Origin of the sequence: Staphylococcus sp. Ze2 (assembly GCF_048568365.1) — a bacterium.
In the GTDB taxonomy this organism is placed as follows: Bacteria; Bacillota; Bacilli; order Staphylococcales; family Staphylococcaceae; genus Staphylococcus; species Staphylococcus xylosus.
In genome coordinates this window covers 1,657,320-1,670,515 of record NZ_CP183486.1, presented here as the reverse complement: position 1 = coordinate 1,670,515, position 13,196 = coordinate 1,657,320, and the positions used below count along the sequence as shown (strand labels likewise).

The following is a 13,196-nucleotide window of genomic DNA, read 5'->3' as shown; positions in this document are numbered from 1 at the left end:
TTAAAAATAAAAAATACACCCTAACAATAAGATTTTTGTATCTTATATTAGAAGTGCATTTTTATCTAATTTATCATGTGTTTATTCAGTTGATTTTATACAGAAATTGATAAAAGCCAATGTTTATATGACTCAGTCAAGATAAATTATCTAATCTATGTAATTGATTGATTAGTTTCTGACTTTTAAAATACATTCCCACATATTCTTTATATAATAGTATCATTAATTCAGACATCTCATTGACAACATCAGCATGAATACTAAGGGAACTCATTTGATTAATTGGTAATTTTTGAAGAATATCTAGCAAATAAAGCGTTTTATTAGATAAAACTAGTGCATGTGGATCTTGATATTTAACAACTTCAGAAATAGCACCATCATGCTTAAAACTATATGCTATTAATTTGGATTGATCATCATTGCCAGTAACTGCACACTTGTCAAATATAGCATTAAACCCGAAACGATTCATACATTTTAGCAAGACAACTACAGACATCAGTTGAGCTGAAACACCATCTTTTATTTTGTCCAAGACAAAATGTAAAAGGTCATAACTATATTTAGAAACTTCATCTGCTTCAAGTGAACGATCAATTGTTTCAGCACATAAACTAGCAAAACTACTTTCGTAAATATCTAAACGAAGGTGATAATTTTGTTCAATCACATCGACGGAGCTTAATGTCCCCATGCCTTTCCACTTAGAATAAATAAACAAGCCATACACAAATAATTGCGTGTTGGCTTGTAAACCACTCTTACTCTTTTTAGCTCGTCTTACCATTAAAGGTACTTTTGCGCCATATTCATTCAAAATTGTTATAATTTTATCGGATTCGCCATAATCAACTGTTTTAATGATTATACCTTTTTGTTTGATCAACATAATAGCTCACCGACTTCCGAAAAATTCTTCGCCTTAATCTCGATCTTCTAAATAACCCATTTGACGTATGAAGTTCACTTTATTACGCCAGTCTTTTTGAACTTTTACCCATAGTTCCAAATAAACTTTAGAGCCAAGTAAACGTTCTATATCAAGACGGGCACGTTTTCCAACTTCTTTTAATTTTTTACCGCCTTTTCCAATCACAATACCTTTTTGAGAATCTCTTTCTACGAAAATCGTAGCTTCAATTCTCACTCTATCTTCATCTTCTTTAACCATGCGATCAACATTAACCCCGATGGCATGAGGTATTTCCTCACTAGTCAAATGTAGAATCTTTTCGCGTATAAGTTCACCAACTACAAATTGTTCTGGATGGTCAGATATTTGATCGTCTGGATAATATTTAGGACCCTCTGGTAAATAAGATTTTAGTACATTGATAAAATGGTCAACATTGTGACCTTCTAAAGCTGAAATTGGAACAATTTCAGTGAAATCCAAATATCGCTTGTATTTTTCGATTCGTGGCATCAATTCGTCTGGGTGTACTAAATCAATTTTATTCAATACTAAGAATATTGGTGTTTTAATAGTTTTGAGCATTTCCATAATATACTCGTCACCACGACCGATATCTTCATTAACATTTACCATGAACATAATAGCATCAATTTCAGATAGTGTATTTGTAGCCACACGCATCATGTAATCGCCTAATTTATGTTTTGGTTTATGAATACCCGGTGTGTCCAAAAAGATAATCTGAGCATCTTCTTGCGTCATAACACCTTGTATTTTGTTTCTAGTAGTTTGTGCCTTGTCAGACATTATTGCAATTTTATGTCCAATTACTCGGTTTACAAAAGTTGATTTACCAACATTCGGTCTACCTATAATTGAGATAAATCCTGATTTGTGTTCTGTCATTAATTTAAATCCTTTCCTGAAAACCCTAATGGTAGTAGTTCATTTACTGTTGATTCTATCATATCGCCTTGATGATTTGTCATATACACTGGCATGTCATCATCACATAATTCTTTCATTACTTGTCGACAAGCACCGCAGGGCGAAGAAGGTTCATCTGCATCTACAGTAACAGTAATTGACTCAAAATCTCCCGGTCGATAACCATCCGCAATTGCTGACACTAAACTAGATCTTTCTGCGCATATAGACATAGGATAAGCAGCATTTTCTACATTAGCCCCGTAATATGTTTTTCCATCTTTAGTCTTTAAATACGCACCAACCTTAAAATTACTATATGGTGCATATGCATTAGCTTGAGCATTTCTTACTTCTGTAAAATAATGTGATTGGTAAGCCATCGTTTATCTCCCCTATTTAATAATAAGTTGTTCTATTTTAATTGCTATGTCTTTTTAGTATAAACAAAATTTCCGAAATTGCACTACTATTTAAATACATAAGGTAAAAAAATAATGAGTCCTATAACTAAAGCGACGAGAGAAGCAAGCACAACACTAAAGGCAGCAACATCTTTAGCATTTTTTGCCAAAACATGATATTCATTGGTAACTAAATCTACAACGTATTCTACGGCAGTATTAATCGCCTCAAACGCGAGTACTAGACCAATTGATATAATAATAAAAAGCCATTCTACTTCATTAATTTTAAAAGTAAAACCCGCAATAATGACTATTAAAGCTAATAAAAGATGTAATAAAAATTTATGATCTTTTCTTATCAGTACTAACATACCCTGAAAAGCATAACTAAATCGTTTCATATGCGCCTCTAATCTCTTGTTAATCCATAGGCATTAAGTATTTGTTCTTGTCGTCCGAACATTTCTTTTTCATCTTGTTCATTCATATGATCGTAGCCTAATAAATGTAAAAAACCATGTAATGCAAGAAAACCGAGTTCTCTTTCAAAACTATGACCATAATTATCAGCCTGTTCTTTCGCAACATCAGTACAAATAATTATATCTCCTAATACCCTTGGCATATCAAGACCAGTTATTTCTGGTTCATCTTCTTCTAAAGCGAAAGAGATAACATCTGTTACTTTATCTTTATCACGATACATTTTATTGATTTCTTGAATTTCTTCTTTATCAACAAATGTCACAGATAATTCGGCTTCTTCTTCAATATTTTCTTGTTTTTTTGCAAAAGTAAGGAGTTCATCTATTTGTGTTAACCATTCATTTTGAACTAACTCTGTATGATCACTAAAATCTATTGTAAACATTTATTCTTCTCCCTCATAACGATCAATAATTTTACTTACTAATGGGTGACGTACAACATCACTTTGGTCAAGATTATGAATACTTAATCCTTTTACGTTTTCTAGCTTTTTAATCGCTTCTTTTAAACCGCTTTTAACGCCTTTTGGTAAGTCTATCTGTGTTTTATCTCCAGTTACTACCATTTTAGATCCAAAGCCTAATCTAGTTAAAAACATTTTCATTTGAGCATGAGTGGTATTTTGTGCTTCATCCAATATGACAAAAGCATCATCTAAAGTTCTACCTCTCATATAAGCTAACGGAGCAATTTCAATTATGCCTCTTTCTATAAATCTAGCTGTTTGTTCTCTTCCTAAAACTGTATTTAAACCATCGTATAATGGTCTTAAATATGGATCTACTTTTTCCTTTAAATCACCAGGTAAGAATCCTAATGATTCTCCAGCTTCAACGGCAGGTCTAGTAAGCACTATACGCTTTACATTACCTTTGCGTAATTGTTTCGCGGCATAAACAACTGCCAAGAAAGTCTTACCAGTACCAGCTGGCCCTACACCAAAAACTAAATCATTGTGGTACATTGCATTGACATACATACGTTGTCCCATTGTTTTAGCACGGATTGTTTTGCCATATGCATCTTTAGTAATTTCATCTTCATATAAATCTAATAAGTATTGAATCGTACCATTTTGCGCCATTTTTACAGCAGCTTCTACATCTTTAATAGATATAGAAACCCCTTGTTGAATGACTTTCAGTAAGTTAATTAGTACTGATTCTGCTTTTTCAACATGCTCAACATACTCACCTTTCACAGAGATTTCTTGTCCTCGAGCATGCACAATGACATCAAAGGCTTCCTCTATTGATTTAAGATGTTCATCATTATTACCAATGAGTGCTTGCGCTTCGTTATTGTCATCTATTTGAATAATTCCAGGCATATAAGTACTCCTTTACAAATATATTCGTTGTTCTCATTTTATCCTATTAGATTTTAAGTTACAAAAAGTTTTAATAAACAATAAATCATTTCAGATATTTATTCATTTGAATTTCATGATTCAAATTTACTATTCAAGTTACATCTTCATTATATCACGAAAATGACTGATATTATTTTAAAGCGTATTGAATCATATGTGGTTTCTACAATTTTAACAGAAGATTTACATTCTATCTAATTGAATAAATTAAGTAGTACGCAAATTGAGTAATTATTCAATAATAGTTAAAAAAGATTCATTTGTACAGTGTTTTGCAACAAAAAAATAACGCCTTATAAAACCTACATACGTGGATTTATATAAGACGTTAAAATATGAAATTATAACCTTTTAGGTCTTTCCAGTACTTCTGACCAAATAATACCATTCACCACTTCATCATCGGCAAACCTAAACTGATCATTATTAGCGGGACTTTGAATAGCGTGTGCATTCATCAATTGTTTCAAGCGAAATCTCTTTGTTCTTTCAGATAAGTATTTATCCGCAATAATTGCACGCGCTTTTTTCTCCGTTCTCTGAAGTTTTTTCTCGTTTTCACGATCAATTTCAGTTCGAACATCTTGTATTTGTCCCATTAAATCAGCTTCAAGCTCTTTTTGTAATTTATTATCTTTTTGTTGTTGAGCTTGTTTTAATTTATCTGCTTCTGTTTCATTATCTTTTCTCATTTTACGTTCAGAACTTGGTGATTCCATTTTTTCTGCACGTGTTTCCATTGGTGATGATTGAGATTGTTCAGGTTGAGGCATTTGCTCGGGTTCTCTTCTTTGAGACGTAGGGTCTTCATTAATATGTTTTTCAATCTCTTTGAATGTTTTACCTAATTCGTCGAAGAAACCGCCTTTTTTCGGTTGCTCACCATTACTATTTGGTCGTTTATTTACTGGTGGCTTTTGATTTTGTCTATCTTTATGACTATTATCATTAATAGCTCCGATTATTGTTACAATCACAGATATTACAAAAATAATAATACCTATATTCATTTAATCACCCCTAAAATTATTTATCCGGTGATTCATCATCTTGTTGATTTGTGCGTTGATTAATAGAATTTCTCATACCTGTATCTGCTTCAACATTTTTCAAGTTGTAATAATCTTTGACGCCTAGATTTCCAGAACGTAAAGCTTCTGCCATTGCTAAAGGTACTTCAGCTTCGGCTTCAACAACTTTAGAGCGCATTTCTTGTACTTTCGCTTTCATTTCTTGTTCTTGTGCTACAGCCATTGCACGACGTTCTTCAGCTTTAGCTTGTGCAATATTCTTATCTGCAAGTGCTTGCTCAGTTTGCAAGTCTGCACCGATATTTTTACTAATGTCAACATCAGCTATATCAATTGATAATATTTCAAAAGCTGTACCAGAATCTAAACCTTTACTTAAAACAGTTTTCGAAATATTGTCTGGATTTTCTAATACTTGTGTGTGATGTTCACTTGAACCGATTGTAGAAACAATACCTTCACCTACACGAGCGATGATTGTTTCTTCACCAGCACCACCAACTAAACGAGCAATGTTGGCACGTACTGTAATACGCGCTTTAGCTTTTACTTCGATACCGTTCATAGCAACACCAGCAATAAATGGTGTTTCTATAACTTTAGGGTTTACTGACATTTGCACAGCTTCTAGGACGTCACGACCAGCCAAGTCGATAGCAGCGCCACGCTCAAATGGTAAGTTAATGTCCGCTCTTTGTGCTGCGATATTTGCATCAACTACACGGTCAACGTTACCACCAGCTAAATAATGAGATTCAAGTTGATTCGTAGTTAAGTTAAGCCCTGCTTTATGCGCTTTGATAAGCGGTGAAATAACTTTTCTTGGTGATACTCTACGTAATCTCATACCTACCAATGTACCTATTCCTACTTTAACACCAGCGGCAATTGCTGAAATCCATAATCCGACTGGAACAAATGAAAATAATAACAATAATGCTATTACTACTATTGCGACAATAATAATTAATCCGATCATACTTTCTCTCCTTTATGATTCGTTTTCTCTTACAACAACTCTTGTACCTTCAACTTCTAAAATGGTAACTTGTTTATTTCTTAAAATAAAAGAACCATCAGAAACTGCATCAATACGTTCATTGTTGTAAGTAATAATTCCTGCAGGTCTTAAATCAGTTGAAGTTGTTGCAGTTTGCCCAACTAAATGAGAGCGATCTTCGTGTGATGTGTAACCTGCTTCTGCATTTGTAGAATCTTTCAATACAACCTTGTCTAAAAATGGAATTTTTCGTTTAAATATCTTCACAAGTATCACCCATTCAATAATTGATAGTATTAATGCGACGACGACATTGGCAATCATATAAACTAAATTATCTCCTAAGGTAATAATACTAAAAACTATAAGTGCCATACCGATAATACCGATAACTGCGCCCACGACAAAAAGTTCAATTATTACAAATATAACGCCTATGCCAAATAAAATTACAGAATATAAATTGACATCTCCTTTTAAATAAAATCCTAAAAAGAAAATCAATAAAGTTAATGTGGCAACAATTCCTATTATGTTAATTTTATTTGAATACAATTGGTATAAGAAACCCAAGAAAATAATACATGTTAAAATTAACGAAACTACTGGATTTACAATGAAATTAGCTATATCGTCAACCCAGTTTCCACTTTCAACAAAATTAGCTGAAAATATTGTATGTAAACTACTTGAAGGAATCACTCTATCACCTCGCTCTCAATTTAATTATACATGAAATTAATACGTGATTATAGCGTTTACACCATAAAATTTCATAATCAATAAATTAATTTTTATGAGTTTTCTTAATTATATAGATATATCATGAAACACCAATAATTTGTAGTGGTAAAGACTATAAATTATTGACATTATATAAGATTCTAGATAAAAAAATAATAGCCTTTAGTTGATGATCAACTAAAGGCTATTTTGGTTTATAATTAATGTTGGTGTTGAGGGAGTCAACGAAACAATTAATTATTTGAATTTACGTTTACGTGCAGCTTCTGATTTCTTTTTACGTTTAACGCTAGGTTTTTCGTAAAACTCACGTTTACGTACTTCTTGAATTGTACCGCTTTTAGAAACTGTACGTTTGAAACGACGTAACGCATCTTCAAGTGATTCGTTCTTTTTGACTACTGTTTTAGACATGTGTATTTCCCTCCCTCCAAATATCAACGAAACTTTATTATCATCACATGGTACTAACCATGTATAACTTAGTATAATATATCTGATTAATGTGGTCAATTAGTAAAATTTTTATTTGTATATTCATATTACACATTATTATCAAAAAGCCTTTAAATCAGTATCTACAAATCATAAAAATCATTGAAATTTTTAAAATTATTCCAAAACTGTACTGATAACTGTACTTTTTAATTTTTTTCCATATATACATTATGCATAAGTTATACACCTTCCCACCTTAATTGGTGGGTTTATTTTATCTCCAATATGTCTTTTAAATTAGTCAGGTTTTGTTTAGTCTATTTGCTAAATTTATTTGCTCATCTCTTTCATTAATAATTGAATCTTTACAATTATCATACTTTAAATTCACAACTTTTATAGCATAATCAGATGATACAATGTCATGTCCACGCATATGCCCTGTAGCAATTGCCTGTGCAAAAACACGAGAAGCAAATTTACTTATTTCTGAAATTGATTGTTTTGATAATTGATTTGCTAAAAATCCCATTTGCCTTAATTCATATGCACTAACCAAACCTTGTATTCTTTTATATAAAGTTTCTTCTGCTCTTGAAATTATTGAATTTTGTAAATTGATATCATCATGTCGATGTATTCTATAAATCTTTTCGCATTTTTTATCGACCATTCTGCTAATTTTTTTGCGTAAAACCTTCTAAAATCCCTTCTAGTTCTATCCTTTTAGCGCTTTCATCTTTTATTTGAACTTTATATTGTGATGGGATTTTTATTTATTTTTTGTCTTTTCAGCGTTTTTTCATGTTCATTCCATGCATAATCATCAAAATTCAAGTTGACCCTCCTACATATAAACAGATAGTGTCATTTAGAAAGTTCACCGTCTTTTATTAAATAATATAATTTATTTGTTTTTTATGGTTTGAGATATTATCTATAATTTGTTATAATTAAAGTAAGAAAAACAGGGAGGCAGTGTCAATCACACATAGTGGTTAGGGGCTGCCTTTTTTGTATTTAATAATATCATAGAGTAGTAGTAACCTTCTCAACTCTGTAGTTAATTGTATTTCTCCTTTTTCTCTTAGTTCTTTTAATTCATTAATTAGAAATCTTCTAACATCAATAAGATTTAAATCACTAATATTATATGAGATTGTTTCATATATTTTTGCCTTTTTACTTCCCATACTAACTAATTCTTCAATAGATAAATTCCAATTTTTAATTATCGATGACTTATTAATAGAGTTATAATGCTTAGAAAAATCTGAAAGTGTTAAAACTTTATTTCGCAGTTTTTCTTTCTCAGTATCATGTAGCTTTGAGTTATTAATATTATGCATTGTTAAAAATTTGTTACATGGAAACCTTGCATTACCAGTTTGCATGTTAGCATATCTTAATCTCGTTTCATTACTTATTTCATCATTATCTGAAATGTAATCTAAGGCATATGAAATATTGTCTGGTATTTGAAATATGTACTTACTATCACCTATAGCTATAGCTATATTGCTATTTTGTATCTTTTCTTCAATTTTATCAATTTCTTCAGGTGAAATTAATACAGAATTTAATGCGCCATCTTTTCCTCTATCAATAATAAGTTTTTTCATTACATGTTTATATTTTCTAACTTCTGCTGGTGCAATACCCTGATTTATCTTAGATATTTTATCGAATACTTCATAGAAATTATTAGTCTTTATAACTCTAATGCTGCAACCAAGATCCGAGTCTTTCACTCTTTCTTCTTTAATATCATCCTCATTTTCATCATATTCAATTAAAATAAGTCTTTTTTCAAAATACATAAGTTCTTTATCATTCAATGATTTAGTAAAATCTCCAATTATATTCCTTATATTAATATCGGTTAATGAATATCCCATAAAAATAATGGGAGAATTAATCATCATAGAAATAATTTTTGCACTTATCAATACAGAATTTTCATAAAAATAATTATAATCAGACTCAGTTATTACAATACTTTTTGGTTCAGCAATACATCCATGAACTTTGTATATCTCAGAATAATTTTCTGTATCTTCAAAAAAGCCTTTTTGACCTATGTATTTTTTTATTTTATAGTTATTATCTTTATTATAGGTATTTTCAATAAATTCATCATAATTTGTAGTTAAAATAATTTGAGATTTACGTAACATTTTTTGAAATACAATAAGCTCATTTTCCATTTCTTTTTTTAATTTAATATTTTTAAATTTATTAGATAAAAACTTTTTAAATGGTGATATATCAAGTTGATAAGCTTCTTTAGATGAAAATTCTTCAATATTTATTTTATCTTCAAAAAATTCGTTATTAAACTTTTCTTCAATTTCAGTAGCTAATTTTATATTAATACCGTGATTAATTTCGTAATTTGACTTTTCAGGACTTTTCTTAACAATATTACTTTTTAATTTATTTAATTCGCCGTAAAAGTTGCCCATATCAGCTTTTTCCCAACATTCTTTTAATAATTCAATCCATGAAGGTGAATCTTCTATAAATCTTTTAGAGATACCTGATCCAATAAAAATTATCGGAAACTCATTCGTTTGAATTAATTCATCTAATACATTGCCCAACTTAATAAATACCTCCTTGTTCCACTTATATTAATTATACATTTTGTATCTTGAATTTGAAAGTTAACTTTATAGAAAAGTGTATAGCAAAACAGGATAAACACCTGATTCTTGTCACGCTATTTAATAAATTAGGAGGTTAAATATATATTATAATTACTTATTATTCAAATCTAATTCGACTAAATTATCAATATCAAAGTATATATGCCTTTTACTAATATCTATAACTAACTGAATAGCTTCAATTGAAACTTTTATGATTTCGTTTATGTCATAATCTTTTTTAGTAGGCGATTGTGTTTGCAGTCCATGTCTTGCTGTTAAACCAGTTGTTAAGTAATTATTTACTAGTCTATGGTACTCATTTAAACCATTATATGCAGCGCTTATTTTTTTTATTTCATCCTTATATTGCGAGTTATATTTTGAGAATAAATCTCTATAAGTTCTAACAAAATCTTTAATTTTATAAAAATTGATTAATGAATTTTCATCTTGGAGATATACTCTATTTAGCAAAATACTTAAATCTCGCAAATTTTTACTTTTCATTATTATTCTCATCACATTTGTAAATTTTTTATCTTTCTCATTTAGACTATTTTGATCAAAAATATGTTTGTTTATTACTTTATAAGCTTCTATATGATTATCCAAACTCTTTAATTGATTATTCATATAATGTGGTATATAAGGTTTCGAGCCGCATAAAATTCGACCGCCATTGTATACTTCTAGTAATAAATAATTAATACACCAATTAGTTTCATCACTATAATCTTCATCGTTGGTTAAATCAGATGTAAAAGAATAATTTTTAATATTAATATCATGCTCATTTTCAAACACATTTAATTGTAAGTACTTAACACAACCATTAGTGTTATACCCATTTCCGTTATGCAGTGTTATTTCATATTTATTTTTCATTTTCCACCCATCCACTTCTTAAATTTAAACACATTATACACAACTTATTAAAAAAGGAATAGACAGAACATAAAAGCGAACTAAAAAAATAGGGCAAGCACATAAGTGCCTACCCTTAATATGATCACGTGGTAAAATTTATTATAACATAAAAAAGACGGCCGAATTAACGACCGCCCAAAATATTAAGGAAGTTTCTATGTCTGAGAAACTAATGAAATTATAGCATTATAAATTTAAAAAAACCATCCAAAAGGATGGCTGTGAAAAAATATACTCAAGGTATAAGCTGCTAGGGGGCAACTTACAAATAGATTGTACCACATAAATAAAAAGACAGACACATAAGTGCCTGTCAGAGATATAATATAGAAATCTTTTTGAAAGGTAAGAAGTTCACAATGTATATATTATCAGAATATTCTATAATTTACAAGTGATAAATAAAAAAAGCAGACACGGGACAACGTATCTACTTCTTTTAGTAAGGTATATTTGAATGGTTAGCAATAATACATTGCTAGAATAATTTATATCATAAAAAAGACACCCCGTAAAGAGGTGCCTCAATTAAGATTTCAACAAATATGAATAGGACGGTTGTTTATCAACTGCAAGTGTATTTCAACATATTATTTCCATTTAATCTCTCCCCAATATTTTTCATTTTTTATTTTCTCGTCTTTATCAGTAATCTTACATACAGCTAAGTAGAAATACCCAGCGCTTGGATTTGTTGGATATTTAAATTTAATCCACCAATAACCATCCTTTTTAGTTATGCTTACAAAGTCGACCCATTCATCCGCATAAATCCATGAACCACTATCCACAACTTCACCTTTTAATCCAGCACTGCGTCTTACTTTAATCGTTGTGTTAGCTGTAAAACGTCCTGACCAATTCCATGTAATTTTTTCTGCTGCTTTAAAGTTAGGACGCACAAAGTACATATTAGGGTCATATGGATGTACACGTTGTGCGACTGCTTCCCAACCTGTACCCCCTTGTTCTGGCCCTTCTGTCCAACCGCCACCTAACCAGTTTTGTTCGACAATCGTTAGTTGATTTAAATCTGCTGATACTACAAATCCTACATGACCAGCACCATCTCCATACGTGTAAGGGAAAATAACCATATCACCAGGTAAAGCTAAGAAATCTAATGTATTTTTATAAACTTTCGCTCTATCCTTTAGTAACGCTTGATTATCTGTATGAATATCTTTAGCGTAATCGCCTTGTAAAGATGTACTGGGGAATAATTGAGCCCACCCTGCATTAGCGTAATCATAACATTGAAAACCATACCAACCATCAAAATCATATTGTTTACCAATTGAATTATTCAACCAAACTAAGAATTCATTTTTTGTCATTACTGCATTTACCATAATATTACCTCCATTTAATAATAAAAAGCCGACACACTGTGCCGACTTAATCGTTTATTTCCAAGTAATTGTTCCCCAATACTTTTCATTCTTAATTTTCTCTTGTGGATCAGTAATGCGACATACTGCACAATAGAAATAATCTTTACTTGAACCAGGTTGTACATATTTAAAACGAATCCACCAATAGCCATCAGCTTTGATAATTTGGTCAAAATTAACCCAATCATCTTTACTGTATAACCACGAATTTTTATCTACTAAAGTACCACTGGTACTTGGTGATTTTCTTACTTTAATTCCTTTATCATTCGTAGGTTGTGGGTAATAAGTCCCTGGCCAATCCCACTTCGTTTTCTCTGCTGGTTTTTCATCTTTTTTATAATATTTAGCTACGATGTTATCTAAGTTTGACGTTGCACGACCATATCCTGAAGCTTGTAATGCATTACCAGGGTCTGATTTATCATATTGAATATCTTGATGCCCTGGCATTTCTGTTTTGTAATCAATGCCCCAATATTCAGCCAAATAAGCTAATACACGAGCACCATTATCTAATGATTTTTGTGAACGTGTTTTATTTGTGAAATAACAAATCTCAACGCCTGCGGCACCATCATTTGCATCTACGCCATACCAAGCGTTATCTATTGTAGTGCTAGGTAATACGTGATAGGCAACTTCTGTAACTGGAATACAAATAATTGCTTCTTTGTCATCCACAAAGATGTGTGCTGACGCAATACCTTGTTGAATATTATGTGTATTTTCATAATAATCAACATTATTTTGTGCTGTTGAATTCGGGTTACCTGTATCATGGGCAACTAAAAATTCTGGTTTTCCTTTTCTTAATTTCTTACCTGGTCTTCTTGTACCAATTGTTAGTAATTGATATCTAACTGGTACGCCTTTCCATGTCTCTGCCATACC

Annotated in this window: 14 protein-coding genes and 2 pseudogenes; all 16 read right to left on the bottom strand. The window is 30.9% G+C overall.

Annotated elements, in window-relative coordinates; translation table 11 throughout:
* Nucleotides 1-136: 136 nt before the first annotated feature.
* Nucleotides 137-895 carry a DNA repair protein RecO gene (gene recO, locus ACM591_RS07870; protein WP_029377171.1) on the bottom strand — a complete coding sequence of 253 codons (759 nt, stop codon included), beginning with the start codon at nt 893-895 and terminating at the stop codon, nt 137-139.
* A 33-nt stretch (nt 896-928) separates the two neighbouring features.
* A complete protein-coding gene (era, locus tag ACM591_RS07865; RefSeq protein ID WP_029377170.1) occupies nt 929-1,828 on the bottom strand; it encodes a GTPase Era in 900 nt (299 codons plus the stop codon).
* Nucleotides 1,828-2,232: a cytidine deaminase gene (gene cdd / locus ACM591_RS07860; RefSeq protein ID WP_017724603.1), complete on the bottom strand. Its 405-nt coding sequence runs from the start codon at nt 2,230-2,232 to the stop codon at nt 1,828-1,830. Before cdd ends, era begins: the two co-directional genes overlap by 1 nt.
* Before the next feature lie 86 nt (nt 2,233-2,318).
* Nucleotides 2,319-2,657 carry a diacylglycerol kinase family protein gene (locus tag ACM591_RS07855; protein ID WP_029377169.1) on the bottom strand — a complete coding sequence of 113 codons (339 nt, stop codon included), beginning with the start codon at nt 2,655-2,657 and terminating at the stop codon, nt 2,319-2,321.
* A gap of 8 nt (nt 2,658-2,665) precedes the next feature.
* Complete coding sequence (ybeY, locus tag ACM591_RS07850; RefSeq protein WP_029377168.1) at nt 2,666-3,127, bottom strand: rRNA maturation RNase YbeY; 462 nt, start codon at nt 3,125-3,127, stop codon at nt 2,666-2,668.
* Nucleotides 3,128-4,075 (bottom strand): PhoH family protein, encoded by a 948-nt coding sequence (locus ACM591_RS07845; RefSeq protein ID WP_029377167.1) that lies wholly within the window; start codon nt 4,073-4,075, stop codon nt 3,128-3,130.
* Between the two features lie 383 nt (nt 4,076-4,458).
* Nucleotides 4,459-5,127, bottom strand: coding sequence for a DUF6479 family protein (locus ACM591_RS07840; protein WP_029377166.1), 669 nt, complete (start codon nt 5,125-5,127; stop codon nt 4,459-4,461).
* Nucleotides 5,128-5,143: 16 nt separating this feature from the next.
* Entirely contained in the window at nt 5,144-6,127 is a 984-nt protein-coding gene (gene floA / locus ACM591_RS07835) for a flotillin-like protein FloA (protein WP_029377165.1), read from the bottom strand.
* 12 nt (nt 6,128-6,139) lie between these two features.
* Nucleotides 6,140-6,850 (bottom strand): NfeD family protein, encoded by a 711-nt coding sequence (locus ACM591_RS07830; RefSeq protein ID WP_029377164.1) that lies wholly within the window; start codon nt 6,848-6,850, stop codon nt 6,140-6,142.
* 279 nt (nt 6,851-7,129) lie between these two features.
* Entirely contained in the window at nt 7,130-7,306 is a 177-nt protein-coding gene (gene rpsU, locus ACM591_RS07825) for a 30S ribosomal protein S21 (RefSeq protein ID WP_002483157.1), read from the bottom strand.
* A 325-nt stretch (nt 7,307-7,631) separates the two neighbouring features.
* Nucleotides 7,632-8,003 (bottom strand): putative immunity protein, encoded by a 372-nt coding sequence (locus ACM591_RS07820; RefSeq protein ID WP_418354362.1) that lies wholly within the window; start codon nt 8,001-8,003, stop codon nt 7,632-7,634.
* Between the two features lie 325 nt (nt 8,004-8,328).
* Nucleotides 8,329-9,933 carry an SIR2 family protein gene (locus ACM591_RS07815; protein ID WP_418354361.1) on the bottom strand — a complete coding sequence of 535 codons (1,605 nt, stop codon included), beginning with the start codon at nt 9,931-9,933 and terminating at the stop codon, nt 8,329-8,331.
* A gap of 156 nt (nt 9,934-10,089) precedes the next feature.
* Nucleotides 10,090-10,866 carry a hypothetical protein gene (locus ACM591_RS07810; protein ID WP_418354360.1) on the bottom strand — a complete coding sequence of 259 codons (777 nt, stop codon included), beginning with the start codon at nt 10,864-10,866 and terminating at the stop codon, nt 10,090-10,092.
* 632 nt (nt 10,867-11,498) lie between these two features.
* Nucleotides 11,499-12,260 carry a CHAP domain-containing protein gene (locus ACM591_RS07805; RefSeq protein WP_418354359.1) on the bottom strand — a complete coding sequence of 254 codons (762 nt, stop codon included), beginning with the start codon at nt 12,258-12,260 and terminating at the stop codon, nt 11,499-11,501.
* Between the two features lie 54 nt (nt 12,261-12,314).
* Nucleotides 12,315-12,623 (bottom strand): annotated as a pseudogene (locus ACM591_RS07800) (N-acetylmuramoyl-L-alanine amidase); the annotation flags it as partial.
* A gap of 144 nt (nt 12,624-12,767) precedes the next feature.
* Nucleotides 12,768-13,193 (bottom strand): annotated as a pseudogene (locus ACM591_RS07795) (N-acetylmuramoyl-L-alanine amidase family protein); the annotation flags it as partial.
* Nucleotides 13,194-13,196 lie beyond the last annotated feature (3 nt).

Excerpts from the sequence above, each read along its gene's own strand:
- recO (WP_029377171.1), bottom strand. The coding sequence starts at position 895 with ATGTTGATCAAACAAAAAGGTATAATCATTAAAACAGTTGATTATGGC.
- era (WP_029377170.1), bottom strand. The coding sequence starts at position 1,828 with ATGACAGAACACAAATCAGGATTTATCTCAATTATAGGTAGACCGAAT.
- cdd (WP_017724603.1), bottom strand. The coding sequence starts at position 2,232 with ATGGCTTACCAATCACATTATTTTACAGAAGTAAGAAATGCTCAAGCT.
- ACM591_RS07855 (WP_029377169.1), bottom strand. The coding sequence starts at position 2,657 with ATGAAACGATTTAGTTATGCTTTTCAGGGTATGTTAGTACTGATAAGA.
- ybeY (WP_029377168.1), bottom strand. The coding sequence starts at position 3,127 with ATGTTTACAATAGATTTTAGTGATCATACAGAGTTAGTTCAAAATGAA.
- ACM591_RS07845 (WP_029377167.1), bottom strand. The coding sequence starts at position 4,075 with ATGCCTGGAATTATTCAAATAGATGACAATAACGAAGCGCAAGCACTC.
- ACM591_RS07840 (WP_029377166.1), bottom strand. The coding sequence starts at position 5,127 with ATGAATATAGGTATTATTATTTTTGTAATATCTGTGATTGTAACAATA.
- floA (WP_029377165.1), bottom strand. The coding sequence starts at position 6,127 with ATGATCGGATTAATTATTATTGTCGCAATAGTAGTAATAGCATTATTG.
- rpsU (WP_002483157.1), bottom strand. The coding sequence starts at position 7,306 with ATGTCTAAAACAGTAGTCAAAAAGAACGAATCACTTGAAGATGCGTTA.
- ACM591_RS07820 (WP_418354362.1), bottom strand. The coding sequence starts at position 8,003 with ATGGTCGATAAAAAATGCGAAAAGATTTATAGAATACATCGACATGAT.
- ACM591_RS07810 (WP_418354360.1), bottom strand. The coding sequence starts at position 10,866 with ATGAAAAATAAATATGAAATAACACTGCATAACGGAAATGGGTATAAC.
- ACM591_RS07805 (WP_418354359.1), bottom strand. The coding sequence starts at position 12,260 with ATGGTAAATGCAGTAATGACAAAAAATGAATTCTTAGTTTGGTTGAAT.